Raw genomic sequence first — 20685 nt, forward strand, 5'->3', positions numbered from 1 at the left:
CGGCTCGCCGCGTCGAGCAGCACCAACCCCGCGACAGACCCACATCCGTCAACCGGAGGAACCCCATGCCCGCACCACTACTGCAAGCCCGCATCATCACCACCCCCGACCACGCCCAGGCGCTCATCGCCGAACTCACCCGCCACGCCCGACAACTCCTCGGCGACAACACCACCTACCGCACCCAAACCCGACACGCCGACCGGACCGGCTACGTCCGCGTCTACCTCACCGCCACCCGAAAGGAGGCGCCCACCGATGACCACCACGACGGTTGAACCCCTCTGGGACATCCACGACGTCTCCCGCTACCTGCGTGTCTCTCCCGACACCCTCTACAAGTGGCGACAGCGCCGCATCGGTCCGCCCTCCTCCCGGGTCGGCCGGCATTTGCGCTACGACCCTGCGGAAGTACGCGCCTGGCTGATCAATCAGCAGAACGTCGGTGAACATGGCCGTTGACGACCGCTGGTACCTGTCCAAACGCGGCCCGAACAAGGAACGCCTGAAGTCCGCCCGGTACGGGCGAGGCAAACGCTGGCGAGTCAGATACCAAGACGCCAATGGCCAACCTCGCGAGCGGATGTTTGAACGCAAAACCGACGCCGAAGCATGGGACCTGGCAGCCCGGACCGGCACCGCTGAGGAAACCCGAACCGATCAGAGTGAGCGGCGTACCACGTTTCGCGAGTACGCCGAACGCTGGCGACTCTCCCGCCAGATCGGGCAAGCTCTCGAATACCAACGCCACCTCGAATCGCGGCTACGCCACCACCACTACCCATACTTCGGCGACCGGCCGATCCGCGCGATCAACGTAACCCACGTCCTGGAATGGATCGCGAAACTCCTTCAAGCCAACGCCGCCCAATCGTCCATCAAAACCTATTTCGACGTCTTCAACGCCATCATGAACGCGGCCGTCATCGACAAAGTCATCCCAGACAACCCGTGCAAGGCAATCCGGCTCTCCACCATCCTGCGCGGCCTCTCCCGCGCCCCTAAATGGGTGCCGACCGATACGGACGTGCTTGCCTTCGTGGACGTCGTACCGGACGAATACCTCGCCGCCATCTGGCTCGGCGCCGGGCAAGGAATGCGACTCGGCGAAGTCCTCGGAACCGAGGACGGCACCCGCTGCATCGACTACCTACACCGAGAGGTTCACGTCGTTCAACAGCTCCGGTTCCACAAAGCCAAGTACGGCGGCTTCTACCTCTCCCCACCCAAAGCCGGCTCAGTCGGCGACGTCGACCTGGACGACGAGGTCGGCCTCATCCTCGCCGAACACATCCGCAACCACCCACCCGTGACCGTCGAGCTGCCCGACATCACCGCCGGAACACCCGACCCCGGCAGACCCGCGAAACGCCGCCCGGTCGCCCTGCTGTTCACGGACGAACAAGGCCGACCGATCCACGACCAGCACTGGTCCAAGATGTGGCAAAAATGGCGTGCTGCGGCCGGCTGGCCCGACGAAGGCACATTCCACTCACTGCGCCACTACTTCGCCACCTCGCTCATCGCGGCCGGCGCTGACCCCACCGACGTCCAACGAGCCCTACGCCACTCCAGCCTCCGCATCACCCTGGAGACCTACGTCCACTGGTGGCCCAAGAAGCAGCGCCGCCGCAACGTCGTCAGCACCGCACTCCGCACCGCCGACGCCGAACGCCGACGAACCGCAAAACCTCAAGATCAAGGCTAGTTTGGGCCGAGATTGGTCCTACTGATCTTGCGGCAACGTATTGCCTGGTCAAACCCTATCTGGGTGGAGCTGAGGGGATTTGAACCCCTGACCCCCTCGATGCGAACGAGGTGCGCTACCGGTCTGCGCCACAGCCCCGCCGCTGGACCGGAGCCCAGCAAGCAAGCCCAGCCACCAGCAAACCTGGCAGCGGACCGGCGACAAGGCTAACAGGTCGCCCGCCCGCTCCGCGAATCAGATGCCGGCGCGCCGCGCGGCGGCCACACACGCGCGGAGCCGCGCCGCGCGAAGCAGCGCGGAGCCGCGCCGCGCGAAAGCAGACCACGCGCCCAGGCGCGCCGCGCGCCGCGCGAAGCGCGAGCACCCCCACGGGCGGCGCGAGGTCCGAGCACACCACACTCAGGCCGAGTGTGCCGCCCCCGGACGCCCTGCCTCGTACGCACGCCCGCGCAGCCCGCCAGCCCGCCGGTACGAGACCGACGGCGCCTGTACGCCCGTCTCCAGCCCCATCGCGGCCCGGCGCACCGCCTCCCGCTGTGCCGCCAGCCGCCGCTGCTGCTCCCTCCGCAGCGCGGCCCGGCGGGCCTGCTCGCGCCGTACCTCGGCCTGCCGCGCGGCCAGCCACGCCGCCTCGCGGGCCTCCCGGCGGCGCCGGCGGCGCTCCTCCAGGGCGCGGTTGCGCAGGTGCACCACGTACACGACGAGGAGCGCGCCGGTGACCGAGACGCTGATCCAGAAGCCGGGGCCGACCACGATGACGCCGACCAGCTCCACCAGGTTGAGCAGGAAGAGCGCGGCGAGTACGCGGCGGCGCCGGTACACGGCCGGCGTGTGGCGGCGCACCGGCGGGCGGCGGCGCGGGCGTCCCGACCGTTGGGGTACGGCACGCAGCCGGCCCCGGCGACCCGTGGGACCGCCGGACACGGGCGCGCCGGAGACCGGAGCCGCGGAGACCGGGATGCCGGAGACGGGCGCGGCGGGCCGGAGGGAGACGACGACCCGGGATACGCGGATCGGACGTGGTCCGGGCACAGTGCGGCGACGGCGCTGGCGTTGCAGCACCCGTGCCGTCGACTGCGCCCGCTCCGCCACCAAGCGCTCGGTCGCGTCGTACCGGCGTACCAGCGCCGGCGCGAGGGCGAGCAGCCCAGCCGCGGCGAGGACGGCGAGGAGCACCGAGGTCGGCACCCTCACCCCTCCCGTCACCCCTACGGCGACCTGTGGCCGCCACGGCGCCGCCAGAGTCGCCGCCGCCTTAGCCGTCGCCGTTGTCCCAGTTAACTGAGGTTAAAGGGGGCTGACCAGGAACAAGGGACGCCGCGCCGCAAGCCTCGGGCACAAAGATCAACGATGCCCCAAAAGGCAGGGCCAGGGAGACGAAAGGGGGCGTCAGCCGGCCGGCGCCCGCAGCCGGTGCCACCGCGCCAGCAGACCACCGTCGGCGGCGACTTCCTCGCTCGTCATCGCGTATCCGATGTGATCGCGCCAAGCGCCGTCGATGTGCATGTACCGCGGGTGGTATGCCTCCTCGCGGAAGCCCAGCTTTTCCACCACGCGCCGGGACGGCTTGTTTTCCGGCCGGATGTTGACCTCGACGCGGTGCAGCCCGCCGGGGCCGAACGCGTGGTCGACGGCGAGCGCCAGCGCGGTCGGGATGATGCCCTGCCCCGCCACGCGGGAGTCGACCCAGTAGCCCACGTACGCCGAGCAGAACGCCCGCCGCACGATGTTGCCCAGGTTGAGGTGGCCGACCAGGTGGCCACGGAAGCACACGGCGAACGGCATGCTCTCGCCCCGCCGGGCCGAGCGGCGCTGGTCGCGGTGCACGTAGCGGAAGGCGCTCGGCGAGTTGAGCTCGGCCCAGGGGCCGGGCGGGGAGGACTCCCACGGCGCCAACCACTCCTGGTTGGCGCGCCGCACCTCCGCCCAGGCGGTGGCGTCGGATCGCCGGTACGGGCGCAGCGAGACCTGACCGTCGACCAGTACGACCGGCCAGCCTGGCGACACCCCGAACATCATCTGCGCCGGTCCAGCAACAGCACGTCCACAGTGGAGCCGGCGGTCGCGGTGGTGACCTTCTCACCGAGCACCAGCAGCCCGTTGGCGTCGGCCAGCCCACTCATCGTGTACGGCCCGCCGGGCAGCGGCTGGACCGTGTAGCCCCCGCCGCGCCGCTCGGCGACGTGGGCCGGCCGGAACTCGCGCAGCCCCGCCGGTGACGGAACGGTCTCCAGCAGGTGGGCGCGCACGCTCGGCCGAAAGACCGGCTCGGCCCCGGCCAGCAACTGGATGGCGGGGCGGGCCAGCACCTCGAAGCCGATCAGTGCGGCCGCGGGCTCGCCCGGTAGACACACGATCGGCACCTCCTCGCCCCCGACCGTACCGAATCCGAGGGTGGTTCCGGGATACAGCGCGACCTCCTGGAAGGTCACCGCCCCGTCGCGCCGGGAGAGGATGCGCCGCACCATGTCGCCCGGCCCGGTGCCGGTGCCGCCGGTGGTCACGATGATGTCGGCGCGGAGCGTCTGGTCCTCCAGCAGCCCGCGCAGCCCTTCCGGGTCGTCGTCGCAGATGCCCACGCGGTACGCCATCGCGCCCGCCTCCACGGCGGCGGCGGTGAGCGCGTGCGAGTTGGCGTCGACCACCTGGCCGGGCTGGCTGGCCCGGCCCACGTCGACCAGCTCGTCGCCGGTGGCCACCACGACCACGCGCGGGCTGGAGCGGACCACCACGTGGCCGATGCCGGTCGCCGCGAACACCGCCACCAGCGCCGGGTTGATCGCGGTGCCGGCGCGGGCCAACGTCGTACCGGCGGGCAACTCCTCGCCGGCGCGGCGCAGCCCGTACCCCCGCTTGGGGGCCTGGAAGATCTCGACGGCCGCCATGCCCTGGTCGGTCCACTCCACCGGCACCACGACGTCGGCGGCGGCCGGCAGCGGCGCGCCCGCGGCGACCGAGAAGCAGGTCCCCGCGGTGAGCCGCACCGGCCGCCAACTGGCCGCGCCGAGGTCACCCACGACGTTGAGCCGCACGCCGCTCGCCCGGGGCGCCCCGTCGAGCGAGGCGGAGGCGGCGGCGACGTCTTCCCAGCGCGCCGCGTACCCGTCGATCGCCGCCTGGTCGAACGCCGGATAGGCGTGCGCCGCGACGACGTCCTGGGCGAGCACGTTGCCGTATGCCTGGGTGAGGTCGAGGTCGAGCGGTGGCAGCGGCCGCAACCTGCGCAGCACGCTGCCCAGGTAGTCGGCGAGCGGCGTCAGCTCGTTGGCGGCCGCCTCGGCATCGGCCGTTGATGTCATGTCGTCCTCACCACCGGCGATTCCTCTACAAATGCTGCCAGCCACTCCCGGAACGCCGGCCCGACGTCTTCCCGCTGGCTCGCGATCTGCACCACGGCTTGCAGGTAGCCCAGCGGCATCCCGGTGTCGTAGCGCGTGCCGCGGTAGACGATGCCGTGCACCGGGGTCCCCTCGGACAGGAGGAGCGCCATCGCGTCGGTCAGCTGGATCTCACCCCCGCTGCCCGGCTTGGTGCGCTTGATCGCCTCGAAGATGCTGCCCGGGAGGACGTAGCGCCCCAGCACCGCCAGGTTGCTCGGTGAGTCCTCCGGCGCGGGCTTTTCCACCAGCCCGGTCACCCGCACCACCTCACCGATGTCGGCGACCTCCGGCTCCGGGGCGGCGACGGAGGCGATGCCGTAGCGCTTCGTCTCCTCGGGCGGGACCTCCATGAAGGACAGCACGATGCCGCCGGTGCGCGCCTGCAACTCGAGCATGGCCGGGAGCAGCGGCTCGGCCAGGTCGACGAACTCGTCGCCCAGCAGCACCGCGAACGGCTCGTCGCCCACGTGCGCCTCGCCGCACCCCACCGCGTGGCCGAGCCCGAGCGGCTCGTGCTGGCGGCAGGTGTAGATGTCAGCGAGCTGGCTGGGCTTGCGGACCGCCGCGAGCCGCTCCTTGTCGCCCTTCTCCTCCAGGCGCGACTCGAGGTAGGGCTGGCGGTCGAAGTGATCGACCATCGATGTCTTACCCCGCCCGGTGATGAGCAGGACGTCTGTGACCCCGGCGGCCGCCGCCTCCTCCACGATGTACTGGAGAACTGGCCGGTCGACCACCGGCAGCAGTTCCTTGGGCACCGCCTTGGTGGCGGGCAGAAAGCGGGTGGCCAGGCCGGCGGCCGGGATGACCGCCTTAACGGCTCGCCGACCAGAGGGGAGGGTGGTGGCTGCGTGCTCCGACATGTCGCGAGACTATCGGCCACGGGTCTGTCGCGGCGGGTGAGTCCCAGGTGACGCGCCGCCGGCTCGCGGCAGATCGTCGTCCGGCGGGGCCGCGCCGGCCGGCACCGGCATCTCCTGGGCCATCGGGCGCTTGCCACCCGCGGCGATCCGGTAGGTGTCCCGCCCCGCCGCTTTCGCCGCGTACAGCGCGTCGTCCGCCGCGTCCAACACCTGGGCGCCGGTCACGCCGTGATCTGGGTAAACCGCGATACCGATGGAGACCGACACCGCGATCGACCCGTCGCCGTACGGGATCGGCGTGCCGCGCACGGCCGCGCCCAGGCGCTGGGCCACGATCGTGCCGCCGTGGGCGTCCGTCTCTGGCAGCAACACCACGAACTCCTCACCTCCCTGCCGAAACGCCAGGTCGACCTCGCGCACCTCGGCTCGCACCCGGCGGGCGAACTCGGTCAGCACCGCATCACCCGCCGCGTGCCCGTGCGTGTCGTTGACTTCCTTGAAGCGGTCGAGGTCGAGGGCCAGCACCGCGAGCATGCGCCCGAAGCGGCTGGCCCGCTCGACCTCCCGGCGCACCGATTCCTTCAGATAGCGGTAGTTCCAGAGGCCGGTGAGCGGGTCGGTGAGCGAGAGCCGCTGCGCTTCCTCGTGTACCCGCACGTTGTCCACCGCCACGGCCGCCTGCCCGGCGAAGGTCCGGAGCGTGACCAGGTCGGCGTCGTCGAACTCGTCCAGCCCCAGCCGGTCGTACAGCGCGAGCACGCCGACCGCGGGCGGGTCGAGGTCGGCGCCGAGGGTGGGGCCGGCGAAGGGCACCGCCACGTACGTGCGGCAGTGCGGCTCCTCGTCCAGCAGCGGCGGGCCGTCGCGGTCGACCCGCCCGCGCAGCGGCTCGCCGGTCGCGGCCACCGTGCCGAGCAGCCCGCTGCCGACCGGCACCTTGACGTTGGCGTCCTCGAGCCCTTCCGCGCACTGGGCCACGAGCGTGTTGGTGGCCGGGTCGAGCAGCAGCACCACGCCCGCGCGGGCGCCGGTCGCGGCGAGCGCGGTCTGGAGGATCACCTGGAGGATGCGGTGCAGGTCATGCGTGCTGGAGAGCGTGTCACCGAGTACGGCCAGGTGGTTGCGGAGCTGGTCGCGGCTGGCGGTGAGCGCGCGCACGTACGACTGGGTCTCGCGGGTCATTCGATTGAACGCGGCCGCCAGCCGGCCCACCTCGTCGCGGGCGCGTACCGGCACGCGGGCGGCCAGGTCACCGTCCGCCACACGGTCGGCGGCGCGCCCCAGCTCGGCGAGTGGCCGCGTGGTCGAGCGGGCCAGCCACCAGGCGGCGAGCACCGCGAGCAGCCCGGCCAGCACCACCGCGCCGACGAGCACCGCGTAGATCCCGTCCGGCTCGCTGCGCGGCACCGAGAGGGCGAGCGGGAGCGGCTGGCCGGGCGAGGGGTCGAGGCGCCGCACGTAGCGGCCAGGTGCGGACTCGGCGATCTCGTTGGCTCGTACTCCATGGGCAGCCTGGACCACGGCGTCGCGCGAGCGGCCCAGCTCGGTGCTGTAGCTCGGGCCCGCCCGCAGGGTCACGGCCGCGCCCGCGGCGTCGGCGAGGCGGCGGACGAAGGTCGCGTCGACCACCTGCGCGACCTCCACCGAGCCGAGGAGGCCGCCCGCCGCGTCGCGCATCTCGACCCGCACGGCGAGCGCCTGGAAGGCCCCTGACGTGCGGCCGGAGCAGTCCGTCCACGGCCGGGGCGGCGCGTCGGGCGTGGTGACGCCGTCGACCCACACCGCCGCGGCGAGCCCGCGGGCGATGACCTGGTCGGCGACGACGAGTCGCTGCTCGGTCGTCGCGGGGAGGGCCACCGCGTCGGCCACCGCGTGCAACTGCTGGCAGAGCGCGCCGACCGAGGAGCGGATGGTGGTCGCCGCGACGTCCAGCCGCTCGACCGACCGGTCACGGCTCACCGCCGCCACGGTGGCGCCGACGAAGAAGGCCCCGAGCAGCGCCGGACCGAGCACGACGGCGAGGAAGGCGGTTGTCAACCGTCCACGCAGCGTCACAGCTCCCCCTCTCTCTGGGATGCTGACACAGCGGGAATAACGGGGGCGGGTTATGGCAGGAGTGTTGCGTGCCGGATTTATCGGATCTTCCGCGAAAGGCGAGCCTCCGGGCCGCGCTGCTCAATCGCCGCCGGGCACTGCCGGCGACGTCGTTGGATGAGGGCTCGGCCCACGTCGTGGCCGCGCTTTCCTCTCTGGTACGAAACGAGAGGCCCAACTGCGTCGCCGGATACGTGCCGCTCGGGCCGGAGCCGGGCGGCCCCGGGCTTCCCGACGCGCTCGCCGACATGCTCGGCTCCGAGGCGCGCGTGCTCCTGCCGGTGCTGCTGCCCGATTCCGACCTGGATTGGGCGATCTACCACGGCCCGTACGCCCTCACGCCCGGCCCGCACGGCCTCCGCGAGCCCAGCGGTCGCCGCCTCGGGCCCGATGCCATCGCCACCGCCGAACTCGTCGTGGTGCCCGCGCTGGCGGTCGACAAGCGGGGCGTGCGGCTGGGCCGGGGCGGCGGCTCGTACGATCGCGCCCTGACCCGGGTCTCGCCAGAAACCCTGGTCGTGGCCCTCCTGTACGACGGCGAGCTGGTCGAGTCACTCCCCGAGGAGCCACATGACCGCAGAGTGGGGGCCGTGATCACGCCGAGTGGTGGCCTGGTCCACCTGCCCGTCTGACCTGTCGCGCCCGCTGGGCGGGGCTCCGGCGCGGTGGCCCACTCCGTCGGCGTGATGTTGGCGGCCCGAGGTGGACGAGGCGGGCGTCTTTGGCGCATGATTAGCACTCGGATTAGTGGAGTGCCAGCCTGCGGAGGATCCGTTGCCCACCTACCAGTACGCCTGCACCGAGTGCGGCAACCAGCTCGAGGCGGTGCAGTCCTTCACCGACGAGCCGCTGACCGAGTGCCCGGCGTGCGCGGGCCGGCTGCGTAAGCTCTTCGGCTCGGTCGGCATCGTGTTCAAGGGCTCGGGTTTCTACCGCAACGACTCCCGCAACGGCGGCTCCGCCGCGGAGAAGTCCTCGTCGTCCGAGTCGTCCTCGTCGACCACCTCGTCGGGCTCGACCTCCTCCGACTCGTCCTCGACCTCGTCGACCTCGTCGTCGGCCCCTTCGTCGTCGTCTTCCTCGTCGAAGCCGTCGACCTCGTCGTCCTCCACGTCGAGTTCGGCCAAGCCCGCCGCGGCGACCACCTCCTAGCAGGTCCACCGGCTGCCCGGGCGTTATCCACAGCCGGGCCGGTTATCCACAGGCGCCCGGTCGAAGCCGGCGGTCCGAGCGGCCGCTGCCTAGGGTCTGGGCCATGCGGGAGCCCACGCTCGACCCCGTCCGGCGGCCTCGCCTGCCGCGCGGGCGCACGCTGCTGCGCACCGGGCTGATCGCGGTGTTTCTGCTGACCGCGGCCGCCGCCCTCTACGCCCGCGACCCGGCGCCACCGCCCTGTCCCGCTCCGGCCGTCGCGGCCCCCACCGCCTCCGCCTCGGTCGATGCCAACGGGCGGCTGGCGGTGCCGGCTGGCGCGGTGGGCGTGCCGGTGCGGCTGGCCGATCCCGCGATGCTGGCGCTCGTGCACCCCGGCGACCGGGTCGACCTGGTCGCCGCCGCCGACGGCGCGGCGGCCTCGCTCCTCGCCTCCGACGCGCTGGTGCTCGGCGTGGTGGGCGCCGAGAGCGCGGTGCTCCTCGCGCTCAGGCCCGAGCGGGCGCGCGCGATCGTCGGCCTGCCCGGCGAGACCCGTTTCGGCGCGCTGGTGCGGCCGAAGTGATCAGCCCCAGTGCGGCGGCCGGTCCTCCAGCAGGCGGTCGTCATTGGAGTGGGACAGCTCGCCCCACCCGCGATCGGTGTCGTCGCGGGTCTGGTCAGGCAGCACCGGCAGGTCGTCGTCATCGAGATCGACCAGGCGGTCCGGATCTTCGCGCAGGTCTTTCGCCCCGTTCACGCAAAGCAGACTACCCAGGCATGGTGCACCGCGGGGGACAGGTCGACGTTGATAGCGTCGGTGGGCGTGACGACCCGCAATGGCGGCCCGGCCGACGACGAGTTCTGGCGGCGGCCAGCCGATGGCACTGCGCCCCCACCCGCGCCGCCTCCCGCCGAGCCGGCCGCGCCCGCATACCCGGGGCCGCCGCCGAGCGCACCGCCGCCGAGGGGGTGGCGCCCACCGGTCGTCGTCCAGCCGCCCACGCCCCGCGCGCTCCCCCGCCAGGACAACGCGGGGATCGACTCGGCCGAGCGGAGCGCGCGCACGCTGACATACGGCATCGGCATGATCGCCGCCGCCGTCCTCGTGGTGGTGATCTGTCTGCTCTGCTCGCGGGCGCTTTTCTGAGCCGCGACGCCTGCGGGCCTTCGCGCCGGCTGGGCATCGAGGGCTCCCGCTGGCGACCCCGACGCAGTCAACACCTCGGGCGGGCAGACCGCCGAGGCGACGCCCAGGAGAAGGTGAGCGTGCCAACGCGAAGCCCGACCCACCTCCGGGTAGCCCCTGGCGAGCGCTCAGGCCGGATGAGCTGTGCATTGCGACGGGCAAGGCCGCGGGAGCAGCGGGCCTCTAACACGACGCACGGATGACCACCAGTCTTTGCCCGCTTCGCCGAGCCGGTGACCAGCGCCCGAAGGCCGCCGCTGAGCGTCGGTGGTCACCGCACCAGAGAGCTTTCGCGGTCGGGGTTCGCGCCGCTTCGCGGCGCGGGTTCTCGTCGTCCTACGGCGGGCGCTTGGGCCGCGGGCCGGGCACGCGGGGCTGGGCCTGGTCGGTCGAAGCCGTATCCGCGTGTTCGGGGAGCGGCGGACGCTCGCGGTCACCAAGATCCAGGTCGCGCGCGGCGAAAACTCACCCTCACACGGCAACCAGTCGCCACGGACGGACCATCCCGCTCGGCACGCTCACGCGTGCCCACACCGCCCTGGATCGCCACGCCGCCGGGCCTGGTCCCATCGCAAAGGGCCTATGTCAGGGACACAGACCCTTGCGGCCGGATTGAAAGGGCTATGCCCCCGACAACGCCCACGCACCCGCCGGTCGGGCGCGGCCGGCCCACCGGCACCAGCATCCACCCCACCAGCCGCGCATCCAACGCCCGTCCCGGGGGTTGGGCGCACCGGTGCGCCCAACTCGACAGCTTCTCCCACACACGACACCACGTCCGAACACGGCCCAGCCACGCGACCACCTCGACCCGAAACCCCTCCAGAAAGGTTTCGGGGTCAGGGCTTCGGACCCGCCCACGATGACCCTTTTGCGGATAGCCGCTTTCTATCGGTTTGCTCGGTTCGGCAAGGTCCGGGAGCAGCGCCACGCTCCACGGGCACACGATCTGCTGCTAGCCCGACGCGGGCACGGACGCTGCGCGATCCACTCAGACCTCGACCCGGAAGGTCTCTTAGATGCCGCTCCACACGGCGTCGGCGCCCGATTCACCGGTCAGGTAGACGTAGACGCCCGTGACGCCGGCGAGCACGATCACCGCGGCGCCAAGGACCCACGTCAGCCACACCGGCACGCCGCCCGCCGTGGCCCGGCCGGTGGTCAGCCCGTTGGTGAGCAGGACGAGCAGCAGCGTGCCGGCGCCCAGAGCCAGGCTGCACCAAAACATCAGGTCGCCATAGCCCTGGTGGTCGTTGACCTTGTCGAGGATCTCCTGGCCGTAGTTGGCCGCGATCAGCCGCGCCTCCAGCTCCTCCCCCGACTGCCGCGCGACGAAGGCCGACACCGGGCCCGCGATGGCGAGCAGTGCGGCGGCCCAGCCGATCCGCGCCCGCACGCGGGGCACCAGGGCGTACACCACGGCGGCGAGCGCCAACAGTGGGATGAAGACCACAGCGGCGTGCACCACGAGCGGATGCGTCGGCAAGCCCATGAACTCGTCGAACACGAGTCCTCCTTTTCCGGGAATCGCGTGGTCGCGCGGGATCAGCGTACGATTTGTCGATCATCGCAACGATGCCCATGTCGCAGGCGGGCCACGCGGTGAGAGAGTCGGGGCGGTCCAGGAAGGTTCCGCGCGCCTTGCTGGCGGCGTATCCGCGTGCTGTTATTGCTAGATGCACGGCGAGGAGCTGCTGCGGTCGCGTGGCCTGCGGGTGACCCGACCGCGTCTCGCGGTGCTCGATGTCCTGGCCGCCGGTGGTCACCTCGAGGTCGACGAGATCGCTCGGCGGGTCCGCACACGCCTCGACTCGGTCTCCACTCAGGCCGTCTACGACGTGCTCGGCGCCCTCTCCCGCGCCGGCCTCGCCCGCCGGCTCGAGCCTGCCGGCAGCCCCGCGCGATACGAGGCCCGCGCCGGCGACAACCACCACCACGTGGTCTGCCGCGGCTGTGGCGAGGTCGCCGACATCGATTGCGCGGTCGGTGAGGCGCCCTGCCTCGACCCCAACGTCTCGCACGGCTTCCAGATCGACGAGGCCGAGGTGACGTTCTGGGGGCTGTGCCCGGTCTGCCAGGCCCGCAAGGCCGATGACATCTGACCCGCACGACGATCTCGGGCTCTTCGGTCCCGACTCGGTGAGCTGGCGCGTGCACGAGGAGCCCATCCTCTTCGTCGCCGGTCTCCGCTCGCTCTACCTCCAGGCGCTACATCCCAGAGCGGTCGCGGGCGTGGTGCAAAACTCCGACTACAAGGCCGACCCGTGGGGCCGGTTGATACGCACGTCGCAGTACGTCGCGACCACCGTCTACGGCACCACCGCCCAGGCCGAGACCGCCGGCCGCCGGGTGCGCGCCCTGCACGGCCGGCTGCGGGCCACCGACCCCCGCACCGGCGACGAGTTTCGGATCGACGAGCCCGACCTGCTGCGGTGGGTCCACGTCGCCGAGATCGAGTCGTTCGTCTCGACGGCCCGCCGCGCCGGCGTTCGCCTCACGCCCGCCGACGTCGACGCCTACTACGCCGAGCAACGCCGGGCCGCCGCGCTGGTCGGCCTCGACCCCGAGACGGTGCCCGGCACGGCCGCCGAGGTCGCGCGGTACTACGAGCGCGTCCGCCCCGAGCTGGGCATGAGCAAGGCCGCCGCCGAGACGTTCCTCTTCCTGAGCCATCCGCCGCTCCCCTGGCGCCTCGGCCTCACCCCGGTGCGACTCGCCTACGCGGGCGTGGCGGCGACGGCTTTCTCGCTGCTCCCGCCCTGGGCCCGCCGCATGTACGGCGCCCTCGGCCTGCCACTGGCCGACGTCTCGGCTGACGTCTCCGTGCGGGGGCTGCGCCTGCTGCTGGCCGCGCTCCCGAAACGATTCCGCGTCGGCCCGATCCGCCAGGCCGCCGACGAACGCGTCGCCCGTCTGGCGAGTGCCGCCCCACTCACCGATCTCATGGCCGGCTGAGCCGACACCGCCACCGGCTTTCCACTGGCCGACCATCCAGGGCTGCGGAGGGTGAGGCTGCGGGAGCGACGGCCCGGACCCCGGCGGACATCGCGGTAGCCCGCAGATCCTTTTGGAAACTTCATCAGCAGGCTGCCAAGCCCAAGCGGCGCCTGGGCCCTGGCCCACGGCGCGACGCGACGCTACTCATCGGCGGCGGTGGGGGTCAGGACGCGCTCGACCGTGGCCCACGGTTCCTTTGCCGGTGCCTCGGCCCCCGCTGGGCAGACCTTGCGGAAGTCGCACCAGGTGCAGATCGGGCCGGGCGTGGTGGGGAAGGCGGTGTCGGGGTCGCCGCCCTCGGCCACCGCGCGCTCGGCCGCCGCGATGTCGCGGGCCGTATCCTCCGCACGGCTCACCTGCCGGGCCAGCGACTCCGGCGTGTGCTCGTGGGCGGCGACGGTGCCAGAGGGCAGGTGGTGCAGCTCGACGCGGCGGCACGGGCGGCGGAAGACGCGTTCGGCCGCGTACGCGTACAGCGCCAACGCCTGCGAGCCGCGCGCGTCGTCGGAGTCGAGGCCGGTGCGGCCGGTCTTGTAGTCGACGATCGCTAGCTCGGGGCCGTCGGGGCCGGGGCGCGAGTCGATGCGGTCGGCGCGGCCGTTGAAGGCGAGCACGGCCGTCTTCACCGCCACGACGCGCTCGACGCCGAGCGGCTCGACGGCCGGGTCGAGTGTCTCCACATAGGACTCAAGCCACTCCAGCGCCCGGCGGTAGGCGGCCCGCTCCTGCACCTCGTCACGGTAGCCCTCGCGGACCCACGTGCCCTTGAGCAGGCTGGGCAGCGCCTCGGGCCGGCGCTTGTCGACCGGCAGGGCGAACCAGTTGCGCAGCGCGGTGTGCACGCTGGCGCCGAGCGAATTGTGCGCCCACGGCGGGCCCTTCGGCGGAGTGGGACGGTCCACGTAGGAGTAGCGGTAGCGACGTGGACAGTCCACATAGGACCCGAGCTTGCTGGGCGTGCACACGAAAAGCCGCTCCGGCATGCCTTCGAATCCAAGCTGCTCCGGCTCTGGCCGACCGGCACCGCCGCGCGGACGGGGGGTCGCGGAATATGCCCTACGCACCCCACGATCCTCCCACCACCGTCTGACAATCCACCGGCCGCCACGGCGGCGGGTCACCCACCATTGGCGTACTGGCGCACGAAGGCGGCCACCGCGTCGGCGATCAACTGCACCGCGATCGCCGCCAGCAGCAGGCCGGCGATGCGGGTCAGCACCTCGATGCCGCTGGGGCGGAGCACCTTCACGATGCCGCCGGAGAAGCGGAGTGCCAGCCACACCGCGGCCATCGCCGCCACGATGCCCACCCCGACCGCGACGTAGTCGGCCGCCCCGTCGGACCGTTGGACGAAGAGCATCGTCGCCACGATCGCGCCCGGGCCGGCGAGCAGTGGCGTCCCGAGCGGCACCAGCGCGATGTTGGAGGTGGCCTGCTGGTTGGGATCGTCGGTGCGGCCGGTGAGCAGTTCGAGGGCGATGAGGATCAGCAGCAGCCCGCCGGCGCCCTGGAGCGCGGGCAGGTCGACGTGGAGGTAGTCGAGCAGCGTCTGCCCGGCCACCGCGAAGACCACGATCACGCCGAACGCGAGCGCGACCGCCTGCGTACCCGCCCGGTTACGCTCCCGGCGGGTGAGCGTGCCGGTCAGGGCGAGATAGATCGGCACCATGCCCGGCGGATCCATGATCACGAGGAGGGTGACGAACACCTCGCCGAACAGCTTGAGATCCACACGGCCACGCTAGAGGACCGTTCAAGGCCCCAGTACCGGTACGCCCGACGCGGCCGCCACGATCGCCTCGTAGGCATCCACCTCGGTCGTGTAGGCACCGAGCTTGACCTGCTTGTGTGAGCCATGGAAGTCGGACGAGCCGGTCACCACCAGCCCCAGCTCGGCCGCGAGCCCGCGTACGTGCTCCCGCTCGGCGGGCGAGTGTGCCTCGTGGTCGGCTTCGAGACCGAAGAGGCCCGCCTCCGCCAGCTCCACGATCAGCGAGTCGGGCACCACCTTGCCGCGCTTGGTCGCCTTGGGGTGGGCGAAGACCGGCACCCCGCCCGCCTCGCGCACCAGCCGCACCGCCGCGAAAACGTCCGTGTCCTCTTTGGGCACGCGGTAGCGCTCGCCCAGCCACCGGTCCTCGAACGCCTCGTCGGTGCCGGCCACCAGCCCCGCCCGCACCAGCGCCCGGGCGATGTGCGGACGCCCGACGGTGCCGCCGGCCGCATAGTCGCGTACCTCGTCCCAGGTCACGTCGACCCCGTCGGCGCGCAGCCGCTCCACGATGCGCTGCGCCCGCTCCTCGCGGCTGCCCCGCACGCGGGCGAGCTCGGCCACCAGCGAGGGCGCGGTGGGGTCGAAGAGGTACGCGAGCAGGTGGAGCGGGATGGCGGGGGACTCGCCGTACCACCGGCAGGAGAGCTCGGCACCGCGCAGGAGCGCGAGGCCGGCGGGGCGGGCCTCGGCCGCGGGCATCCAGCCGGCCGTGGTGTCGTGGTCGGTGATGGCGAGGACGTCGAGGCCGGCCTCCGCGCCGGCGGCGACCAGCTCGGTGGGGGTGAGCGTGCCGTCGCTGGCGGTCGTGTGGGCGTGCAGGTCGATGCGCATCACACGAGCATGGGGTCTACGACGAGCACGCGGTCGTCGATGCCGGCGCCGGGCACGGGCACCTCCACGACCTCCGGCTCCTTCCCCGCCTTCACGCGCATCAGGTCGCCCTCGCGAGAGACGTGCACGAGCGTGCCGCCGCTCGCCCACGCTGACTGGTCGCTCAGCTCGGGCCCGACATCCTCCGCCGTGGGCTGGCTGGTGAACGCCACCAGCAGGTCGACCAGCCGCGCCCGCCCAGCGCCGTCGGCCACCAGCCAGCGCCCGTCGGGCGAGACGGTGCCGGAGCCGCGGGGGTTGAGCTGCAGGGCACAAGCCGTCTTGAGTACGGTCAGCGCGTTGACCGCGTCGAGCAGCGCGAGGCACGGGCGGTCGCCAGCCTCGGCGGCGACCTGGCCGACGACGGTGCGCCCGTCGGTCAGCGGCCCGTAGATCTCCGTGGTGCCCGCCTTCCACGCGGGGTTGTAGGGCATCCCGCGGCGCGGCCACCACACGTCGAAGCCGGCCTGCTCGGCGCCGGCGGCCGCGCGCCGCATGACCACGCCGTGCCCCACGAAGCCCACCGGGCGGGCCTGCGCCGGTGCCGACGCCTGCGTGGCGTCCTTGAGCTGCCCCTTCTCGAAGACGGCGCTGAAGAGGCGGGCACTGTCGCGCCAGGCCACTCGGCGGCCATCCTGCGCCAGCACGACCGCGTCGACGGCGGGGAGCACCTGGAGCGACGAGCCGTCGGGCCGCACGTGCCAGAGGGAGGCGCCACCGGCGGGCGGCACGCCGACGACCAGCCAGCCATTGGTCACCTCGTGCGCGGAGGTGACCGTGCCGATCGGGGGCAGCGTGATCGCGGTGCCGGTGGTGGTGCGGAGCTGAGCGGCGACGACCAGGTCGACCGGGACGTCGGTGGCGGACATGCGCCCGCGGTCGAACGTGCCCGAGGGGGCCGGCACGGCCGTGGTGGGGACGATCGCGGGCAGCGGCTGGTTGACCTCCGGCCCCGGGTCGTCGACCCAGGCCGGCCCGGCGTATCGCTGGTCGCCTGGACCGAACTGCACGACGCCGACGGTGGCGACCGCCGTCGCGGCCACGACCATGACCACGCCCGCGAGCGAGCGGCGCCGGTCGATGCGACGGGCCTTGCGGATGGCGCGGCCGGCAGGGTCGGGCCCGCCCACCCCGTGTGCCGGGTCGGCGGCCCGCGACAGCGTCTCGCGCAGCGCCCGCTCCAGATCCTCCGATGCCACGCCGAATGGACGCCTTGGCGACGGCCCCAGGTTGTCTGGCTCGCCCATCGTCACCCGCGCTCCAGGCCGGTGGCGGGGGCCGGGATCGACGGCATGGGCAGGCCCGGCACCACCGGCGCCGGCCGCCGCGCGGGCCGCGGCTCCGCGGGCTTGCCGGCCGGCGCGCGCTCCGCCGCCGCACCGCCCCTGGCGCCGGCGCCGTCGAGCCCGGGGGCCAGGCCGTCGGCGCCGAGCCGCTGGCGCAGCGTGTTGAGGGCTCGCGAGGTCTGGCTCTTGACCGTGCCGGTGGAGATGTCGAGCAGCGCGGCGGTCTGCGCCTCGGTCAGGTCTTCGTAGAAGCGCAGCACCAGCACCGCCCGCTGGCGGGCCGGCAGCGCCTTGACGTGCCGCCACAGCGCGTCGCGCTCGAGCTGCTCGTCGATCTGGTCGGGGGCGGCCCGCTCGGGCAGGATCTCGGTCGGCCGCTCGCCGTGCCAGCGCCGCCGCCACCAACTGGTCGCGGTGTTGACGAGGACGCGCCGCGCGTACGGCTCGACCGCCTCGATCTCGCCGAGCCGCTTCCACGCCAGGTAGGTCTTGGTGAGGGCGGTCTGGAGCAGGTCTTCGGCCGTGGCCCAGTCACCGGCCAGCAGGTAGGCCGTGCGCAGCAGGGCGGCGGAGCGAGCCGCGACGAACTCGCGGAACTCCTCCTCCAGCTCCTGCCGCGCGTCCGCGACCGAGCCCCTTCCAACCTCCACCTGCGACCCATCCGGGCCGCTGGCGGGGACCGGGGCGCGGGCGCCACGCGATCCAGGTTGGAACAGGCTCACCCTCGCCTCCCCGTGGTAGGTGCCCTCCCGAAGGTTGTCACAGCCTTCGGGCAAGGACCATGGCACGGACGGCCAAACCAGCGTTAGGCGGGCATTGACCCGAGGACATCAAGCTCCGTCGTCGGCCTTGACGTCTTCGGCGTCTTTGCCGAGGCGCGCCTCGACTGCCTGCGGCTCGTACATCTCCTCCACCACGCGGAGATAGAGCTCATTGGGATTGGGGAGGTGTTTGACCTCACGGAGGGCCTGATCCTGACCGGCCGACTCGAGCACAAATGTGCCGTAGTTGAGCAGGCGCCCGAGTGGGGACTGCTCGTACTTCATGTCGGTGACGCGCAGAAGTGGCATCATGCCGACTTTGCGAGTAACGATGCCGTTGACCACCATTACTCGCTTATTTGTCAGGATGAACCGGTCGTAATACCAGTCGGCGATCTGCCACGCGACCCAGCCCATCACGCCGAGCCACACGATGACCGCCGCTGTGGTGAGCCCGCGGACCTCCTGCCGGGCCAGGAACCCGGACAGGTAGCCGAGCGCGAACGTCGCGGCGGTGCCGATCAGCAACGGGGTGGACAGGTGGATCCAGTGCCGCTTCCACTCACCGCGGTAGCGCTCGGTGGGGAAGAGATAGCGGGCCACCAGCGAGCTTGGCTCGTCTTCGAGCGGGAGGACGCGCCTCGGCCCGATCGGCATGCCGGCCGCGTCGGTGCGCAGGCCGGCAAGCTCGTCTTCGGAGAACTCCGGCGGCAGGTAGCCAGCCCGCCCCTCGTCCGAGGCGTAGCTGGCGCTCTCCGAATACGCCGGACCATCCGAATAGGAGGGCCCTCGGGAGAAGGCGGCGTCATCGCTGTAGCCCGGGCCTTCCTCGCCACGTGTGCGTGGAATCGGCTCCGTGTCCCGCTGGCGTCGGGCTCGGTCGGGCTCGTCAGGGTCGTCGGGGGGTCCGCCCGGTGCGCTGCCCATAGGGAACTAGGCGATCAGGCCCGTGACGAAGTCACCAAGGCCCTGACCGATGTCCGCGACAGTGCTGCCCAGAGACTGGAACACGTCCGCCGCGGAATCAGGCCGGTACGCGATGAAGAACAGCAGAAACGCGATGCCGCCCCAGGTGAGAATCTTCTTGACCATTGCGGGCCGTCCCTCCGCACTGCGCCGCCGAGCCGGTGCCGGCAGTACTTAGAGTATCAGTTGCGCGTCTTTACGTGTTGGTTCCGATCAAGGGGAAATCGTCGTCACGCTCTCCCCTGCAGGTACGGCGAGGGTGCGCCGTACACGAGCTCGGGCGGCAGCCACTCGGAGAGGTCGTGCAGCACGACATGCTCCGCGAGGAGGTAACCCGCACTCGCCGGCCAGGCTATCGCATACAGCCACATTCCCCGGGCTTCTCCGGCATAGGCGCTCCGATCTTCGGGCGACTTCACAGACCACAGTGGAGACGGGTGACCGCCCACTTTGATCTTCGCGTGCGGTCCACCGTGGTCGCCCGCGGGAAGGCCCTCGTCGCCCAGCGCGTCGGCGATCAGCGCGCCCGGATCGAGGCCGGGAAGACCACCCAAATAGTTACCCAGACCGATGCCGGGCTCCTCTGCCACGAACACCAGATCAGCCGGACCGTCGCGGAGGGGGGACGGTCCACTGCATGCGACGGCGGTGGCCCGGACGCCGGTGCGGTCGTCGCCGGCCCAGGCGACGCCGGTCATCGTCCAGCCGGGAGGGAGCGGCCAGGGACACCACGCGGGCACCTGCGGGCGCCCGGTGTCCTCCTGGGCCTTGCCCACCGTGGCCAGCACGCTCGCCACGATGTCGGCGCTCACGTGCTCGGCCATGTGCAACGGGGGCACCGGCCCGTCGTCGTCACAACGCCACTCGGTGTGCATCAGGTCGGGCGGTCGCACTGGACCGCCACATCTGGGGCAACTCACCGCAACGCCCACCACCCTACGGTGCGGGGCTGGCCGCCTCCCCGTCAAGGCTTTCGGCGATCGATGATCCGACCGAGGGGGATGGCGGCGGGGTATCCGGAGGTGGCGAGGGCGCGTGCGCGCGTACCCACGCGTGCATGGCGATCCCGCTGGCCACGCCCGCGTTGATCGAGCGCGTGGAGCCGTACTGGGCGATCGAGAAGAGCTGGTCGCACGCTGCCCGCGCGACGTCCGACAGGCCCGGCCCCTCCTGGCCGAAGAGCAGCGCGCAGCGGCGCGGCAGCGTGACCGCCTCCAGCGGATGCGCCCCGGGCAGGTTGTCGATGCCCACCACCGGCAGGTCGTGCGCGTGCGCCCAGCCGACGAACTCCTCGATCGTCTCGTGGTGACGCACGTGCTGGTAGCGGTCGGTCACCATCGCGCCCCGGCGGTTCCACCGGCGCCGCCCCACGATGTGCACCTCCGCCGCGAGGAACGCGTTGGCGTTGCGCACGACCGTGCCGATGTTGAGGTCGTGCTGCCAGTTTTCAATCGCCACGTGGAAGTCGTGCCGCCGCTGGTCGAGGTCGGCCACGACGGCCTCGCGCCGCCAGTACCGGTAGCGGTCGACCACGTTGCGCCGGTCACCGTGGGCGAGCAACTCCGGGTCGTAGCGCGGATCGGCCGGCCAGTCACCGGGCCAGGGTCCGACCCCGACCTCAACCTCATCGCCACTCACGGTCATCAGAGGGTACGGGCTGCGCCTGAGC

At 72.2% G+C, this 20685-nt stretch carries 24 protein-coding genes, 1 tRNA gene and 2 pseudogenes; 9 read left to right on the plus strand and 18 right to left on the minus strand.

Annotation, left to right across the window (positions count from 1 at the left end; genetic code table 11):
• Positions 1-65 precede the first annotated feature (65 nt).
• From ACFFIA_RS11110 to ACFFIA_RS11120, 3 genes are read left to right on the plus strand one after another with little or no spacing between them, the layout of a single operon-like run.
• Entirely contained in the window at positions 66-278 is a 213-nt protein-coding gene (locus ACFFIA_RS11110) for a hypothetical protein (RefSeq protein WP_377249442.1), read from the plus strand.
• Positions 259-462: a helix-turn-helix transcriptional regulator gene (locus ACFFIA_RS11115; protein ID WP_377249444.1), complete on the plus strand. Its 204-nt coding sequence runs from the start codon at positions 259-261 to the stop codon at positions 460-462. Before ACFFIA_RS11110 ends, ACFFIA_RS11115 begins: the two co-directional genes overlap by 20 nt.
• Entirely contained in the window at positions 452-1708 is a 1257-nt protein-coding gene (locus ACFFIA_RS11120; RefSeq protein ID WP_377249446.1) for a tyrosine-type recombinase/integrase, read from the plus strand. The genes ACFFIA_RS11115 and ACFFIA_RS11120 overlap by 11 nt, the downstream gene beginning before the upstream one ends.
• Before the next feature lie 64 nt (positions 1709-1772).
• Here the strand turns inward: ACFFIA_RS11120 and ACFFIA_RS11125 are convergent.
• From ACFFIA_RS11125 to ACFFIA_RS11150, 6 genes are all read right to left on the minus strand, one after another.
• Positions 1773-1846 (minus strand) — tRNA-Ala (locus tag ACFFIA_RS11125).
• A 261-nt stretch (positions 1847-2107) separates the two neighbouring features.
• Entirely contained in the window at positions 2108-2902 is a 795-nt protein-coding gene (sepX, locus tag ACFFIA_RS11130; RefSeq protein ID WP_377249448.1) for a divisome protein SepX/GlpR, read from the minus strand.
• 195 nt (positions 2903-3097) lie between these two features.
• Positions 3098-3727 (minus strand): GNAT family N-acetyltransferase, encoded by a 630-nt coding sequence (locus tag ACFFIA_RS11135; RefSeq protein ID WP_377249450.1) that lies wholly within the window; start codon positions 3725-3727, stop codon positions 3098-3100.
• Complete coding sequence (locus ACFFIA_RS11140; protein WP_377249452.1) at positions 3724-5007, minus strand: molybdopterin molybdotransferase MoeA; 1284 nt, start codon at positions 5005-5007, stop codon at positions 3724-3726. The genes ACFFIA_RS11135 and ACFFIA_RS11140 overlap by 4 nt, the downstream gene beginning before the upstream one ends.
• Complete coding sequence (locus ACFFIA_RS11145) at positions 5004-5948, minus strand: UTP--glucose-1-phosphate uridylyltransferase (RefSeq protein ID WP_377249454.1); 945 nt, start codon at positions 5946-5948, stop codon at positions 5004-5006. The genes ACFFIA_RS11140 and ACFFIA_RS11145 overlap by 4 nt, the downstream gene beginning before the upstream one ends.
• Before the next feature lie 9 nt (positions 5949-5957).
• Positions 5958-8003, minus strand: coding sequence for a GGDEF domain-containing protein (locus tag ACFFIA_RS11150; protein WP_377249456.1), 2046 nt, complete (start codon positions 8001-8003; stop codon positions 5958-5960).
• Between the two features lie 68 nt (positions 8004-8071).
• Between ACFFIA_RS11150 and ACFFIA_RS11155 the strand changes: the two genes are divergently transcribed.
• Together ACFFIA_RS11155 and ACFFIA_RS11160 are read left to right on the plus strand one after the other, a co-directional pair.
• Positions 8072-8674, plus strand: coding sequence for a 5-formyltetrahydrofolate cyclo-ligase (locus ACFFIA_RS11155; RefSeq protein ID WP_377249458.1), 603 nt, complete (start codon positions 8072-8074; stop codon positions 8672-8674).
• A gap of 115 nt (positions 8675-8789) precedes the next feature.
• Positions 8790-8957, plus strand: a pseudogene (locus ACFFIA_RS11160) (FmdB family zinc ribbon protein); the annotation flags it as partial.
• A gap of 14 nt (positions 8958-8971) precedes the next feature.
• Here ACFFIA_RS11160 and ACFFIA_RS11165 read toward each other — a convergent pair.
• On the minus strand, positions 8972-9187 hold the full coding sequence (locus tag ACFFIA_RS11165) for a hypothetical protein (RefSeq protein ID WP_377249766.1): 216 nt from the start codon (positions 9185-9187) through the stop codon (positions 8972-8974).
• Between the two features lie 110 nt (positions 9188-9297).
• Here ACFFIA_RS11165 and ACFFIA_RS11170 point away from each other — a divergent pair, with 110 nt between their 5' ends.
• Positions 9298-9759 carry a flagellar biosynthesis protein FlgA gene (locus ACFFIA_RS11170; RefSeq protein WP_377249460.1) on the plus strand — a complete coding sequence of 154 codons (462 nt, stop codon included), beginning with the start codon at positions 9298-9300 and terminating at the stop codon, positions 9757-9759.
• Here the strand turns inward: ACFFIA_RS11170 and ACFFIA_RS11175 are convergent, their stop codons facing one another.
• Positions 9760-9933, minus strand: a complete 174-nt coding sequence (locus ACFFIA_RS11175; RefSeq protein WP_377249462.1) for a hypothetical protein — start codon at positions 9931-9933, stop codon at positions 9760-9762.
• 66 nt (positions 9934-9999) lie between these two features.
• Here ACFFIA_RS11175 and ACFFIA_RS11180 point away from each other — a divergent pair, with 66 nt between their 5' ends.
• The gene (locus ACFFIA_RS11180) at positions 10000-10323 is read left to right on the plus strand and encodes a translation initiation factor 2 (protein WP_377249464.1); all 324 of its coding nucleotides are present in this window, start codon (positions 10000-10002) and stop codon (positions 10321-10323) included.
• Between the two features lie 1054 nt (positions 10324-11377).
• On the opposite strand, the gene ACFFIA_RS11185 is transcribed toward ACFFIA_RS11180, so the two are convergent.
• Positions 11378-11869 carry a DUF2231 domain-containing protein gene (locus ACFFIA_RS11185; protein WP_377249466.1) on the minus strand — a complete coding sequence of 164 codons (492 nt, stop codon included), beginning with the start codon at positions 11867-11869 and terminating at the stop codon, positions 11378-11380.
• Between the two features lie 169 nt (positions 11870-12038).
• Between ACFFIA_RS11185 and ACFFIA_RS11190 the strand changes: the two genes are divergently transcribed.
• Together ACFFIA_RS11190 and ACFFIA_RS11195 are read left to right on the plus strand one after the other, a co-directional pair.
• Positions 12039-12464, plus strand: a complete 426-nt coding sequence (locus ACFFIA_RS11190; protein WP_377249468.1) for a Fur family transcriptional regulator — start codon at positions 12039-12041, stop codon at positions 12462-12464.
• Complete coding sequence (locus ACFFIA_RS11195) at positions 12454-13317, plus strand: oxygenase MpaB family protein (RefSeq protein ID WP_377249470.1); 864 nt, start codon at positions 12454-12456, stop codon at positions 13315-13317. The genes ACFFIA_RS11190 and ACFFIA_RS11195 overlap by 11 nt, the downstream gene beginning before the upstream one ends.
• Positions 13318-13499: 182 nt before the next feature.
• On the opposite strand, the gene ACFFIA_RS11200 is transcribed toward ACFFIA_RS11195, so the two are convergent.
• The 9 genes and pseudogenes from ACFFIA_RS11200 to ACFFIA_RS11240 all read right to left on the minus strand — a co-directional run.
• Positions 13500-14342 (minus strand): RecB family exonuclease, encoded by an 843-nt coding sequence (locus ACFFIA_RS11200; RefSeq protein ID WP_377249472.1) that lies wholly within the window; start codon positions 14340-14342, stop codon positions 13500-13502.
• Between the two features lie 134 nt (positions 14343-14476).
• Entirely contained in the window at positions 14477-15091 is a 615-nt protein-coding gene (locus tag ACFFIA_RS11205; protein WP_377249474.1) for a MarC family protein, read from the minus strand.
• 21 nt (positions 15092-15112) lie between these two features.
• Positions 15113-15964 (minus strand): PHP domain-containing protein, encoded by an 852-nt coding sequence (locus tag ACFFIA_RS11210; RefSeq protein WP_377249476.1) that lies wholly within the window; start codon positions 15962-15964, stop codon positions 15113-15115.
• Positions 15964-17202: a hypothetical protein gene (locus tag ACFFIA_RS11215; protein WP_377249478.1), complete on the minus strand. Its 1239-nt coding sequence runs from the start codon at positions 17200-17202 to the stop codon at positions 15964-15966. Before ACFFIA_RS11215 ends, ACFFIA_RS11210 begins: the two co-directional genes overlap by 1 nt.
• A 50-nt stretch (positions 17203-17252) precedes the next feature.
• Positions 17253-17939, minus strand: a complete 687-nt coding sequence (locus tag ACFFIA_RS11220) for a SigE family RNA polymerase sigma factor (protein WP_377249480.1) — start codon at positions 17937-17939, stop codon at positions 17253-17255.
• A 180-nt stretch (positions 17940-18119) separates the two neighbouring features.
• Entirely contained in the window at positions 18120-18977 is an 858-nt protein-coding gene (locus ACFFIA_RS11225; RefSeq protein WP_377249482.1) for a PH domain-containing protein, read from the minus strand.
• A 6-nt stretch (positions 18978-18983) separates the two neighbouring features.
• Entirely contained in the window at positions 18984-19142 is a 159-nt protein-coding gene (locus tag ACFFIA_RS11230; RefSeq protein WP_377249484.1) for a hypothetical protein, read from the minus strand.
• 104 nt (positions 19143-19246) lie between these two features.
• Positions 19247-19951 carry a DUF6758 family protein gene (locus tag ACFFIA_RS11235; RefSeq protein WP_377249486.1) on the minus strand — a complete coding sequence of 235 codons (705 nt, stop codon included), beginning with the start codon at positions 19949-19951 and terminating at the stop codon, positions 19247-19249.
• Positions 19952-20036: 85 nt separating this feature from the next.
• Positions 20037-20660 (minus strand): annotated as a pseudogene (locus ACFFIA_RS11240) (TrmH family RNA methyltransferase); the annotation flags it as partial.
• Positions 20661-20685 lie beyond the last annotated feature (25 nt).

It is taken from the genome of Phytohabitans kaempferiae, assembly GCF_042433955.1.
GTDB lineage: Bacteria > Actinomycetota > Actinomycetes > Mycobacteriales > Micromonosporaceae > Phytohabitans > Phytohabitans kaempferiae.

What these genes read in the sequence shown, in the direction of transcription:
- ACFFIA_RS11120 (WP_377249446.1), top strand. Translation starts at nt 452, where the DNA reads ATGGCCGTTGACGACCGCTGGTACCTGTCCAAACGCGGCCCGAACAAG.
- ACFFIA_RS11230 (WP_377249484.1), bottom strand. Translation starts at nt 19,142, where the DNA reads ATGGTCAAGAAGATTCTCACCTGGGGCGGCATCGCGTTTCTGCTGTTC.
- ACFFIA_RS11115 (WP_377249444.1), top strand. Translation starts at nt 259, where the DNA reads ATGACCACCACGACGGTTGAACCCCTCTGGGACATCCACGACGTCTCC.
- ACFFIA_RS11210 (WP_377249476.1), bottom strand. Translation starts at nt 15,964, where the DNA reads ATGCGCATCGACCTGCACGCCCACACGACCGCCAGCGACGGCACGCTC.
- ACFFIA_RS11225 (WP_377249482.1), bottom strand. Translation starts at nt 18,977, where the DNA reads ATGGGCAGCGCACCGGGCGGACCCCCCGACGACCCTGACGAGCCCGAC.
- ACFFIA_RS11145 (WP_377249454.1), bottom strand. Translation starts at nt 5,948, where the DNA reads ATGTCGGAGCACGCAGCCACCACCCTCCCCTCTGGTCGGCGAGCCGTT.
- ACFFIA_RS11195 (WP_377249470.1), top strand. Translation starts at nt 12,454, where the DNA reads ATGACATCTGACCCGCACGACGATCTCGGGCTCTTCGGTCCCGACTCG.
- ACFFIA_RS11190 (WP_377249468.1), top strand. Translation starts at nt 12,039, where the DNA reads ATGCACGGCGAGGAGCTGCTGCGGTCGCGTGGCCTGCGGGTGACCCGA.
- ACFFIA_RS11110 (WP_377249442.1), top strand. Translation starts at nt 66, where the DNA reads ATGCCCGCACCACTACTGCAAGCCCGCATCATCACCACCCCCGACCAC.
- ACFFIA_RS11135 (WP_377249450.1), bottom strand. Translation starts at nt 3,727, where the DNA reads ATGATGTTCGGGGTGTCGCCAGGCTGGCCGGTCGTACTGGTCGACGGT.
- ACFFIA_RS11200 (WP_377249472.1), bottom strand. Translation starts at nt 14,342, where the DNA reads ATGCCGGAGCGGCTTTTCGTGTGCACGCCCAGCAAGCTCGGGTCCTAT.
- ACFFIA_RS11140 (WP_377249452.1), bottom strand. Translation starts at nt 5,007, where the DNA reads ATGACATCAACGGCCGATGCCGAGGCGGCCGCCAACGAGCTGACGCCG.
- ACFFIA_RS11170 (WP_377249460.1), top strand. Translation starts at nt 9,298, where the DNA reads ATGCGGGAGCCCACGCTCGACCCCGTCCGGCGGCCTCGCCTGCCGCGC.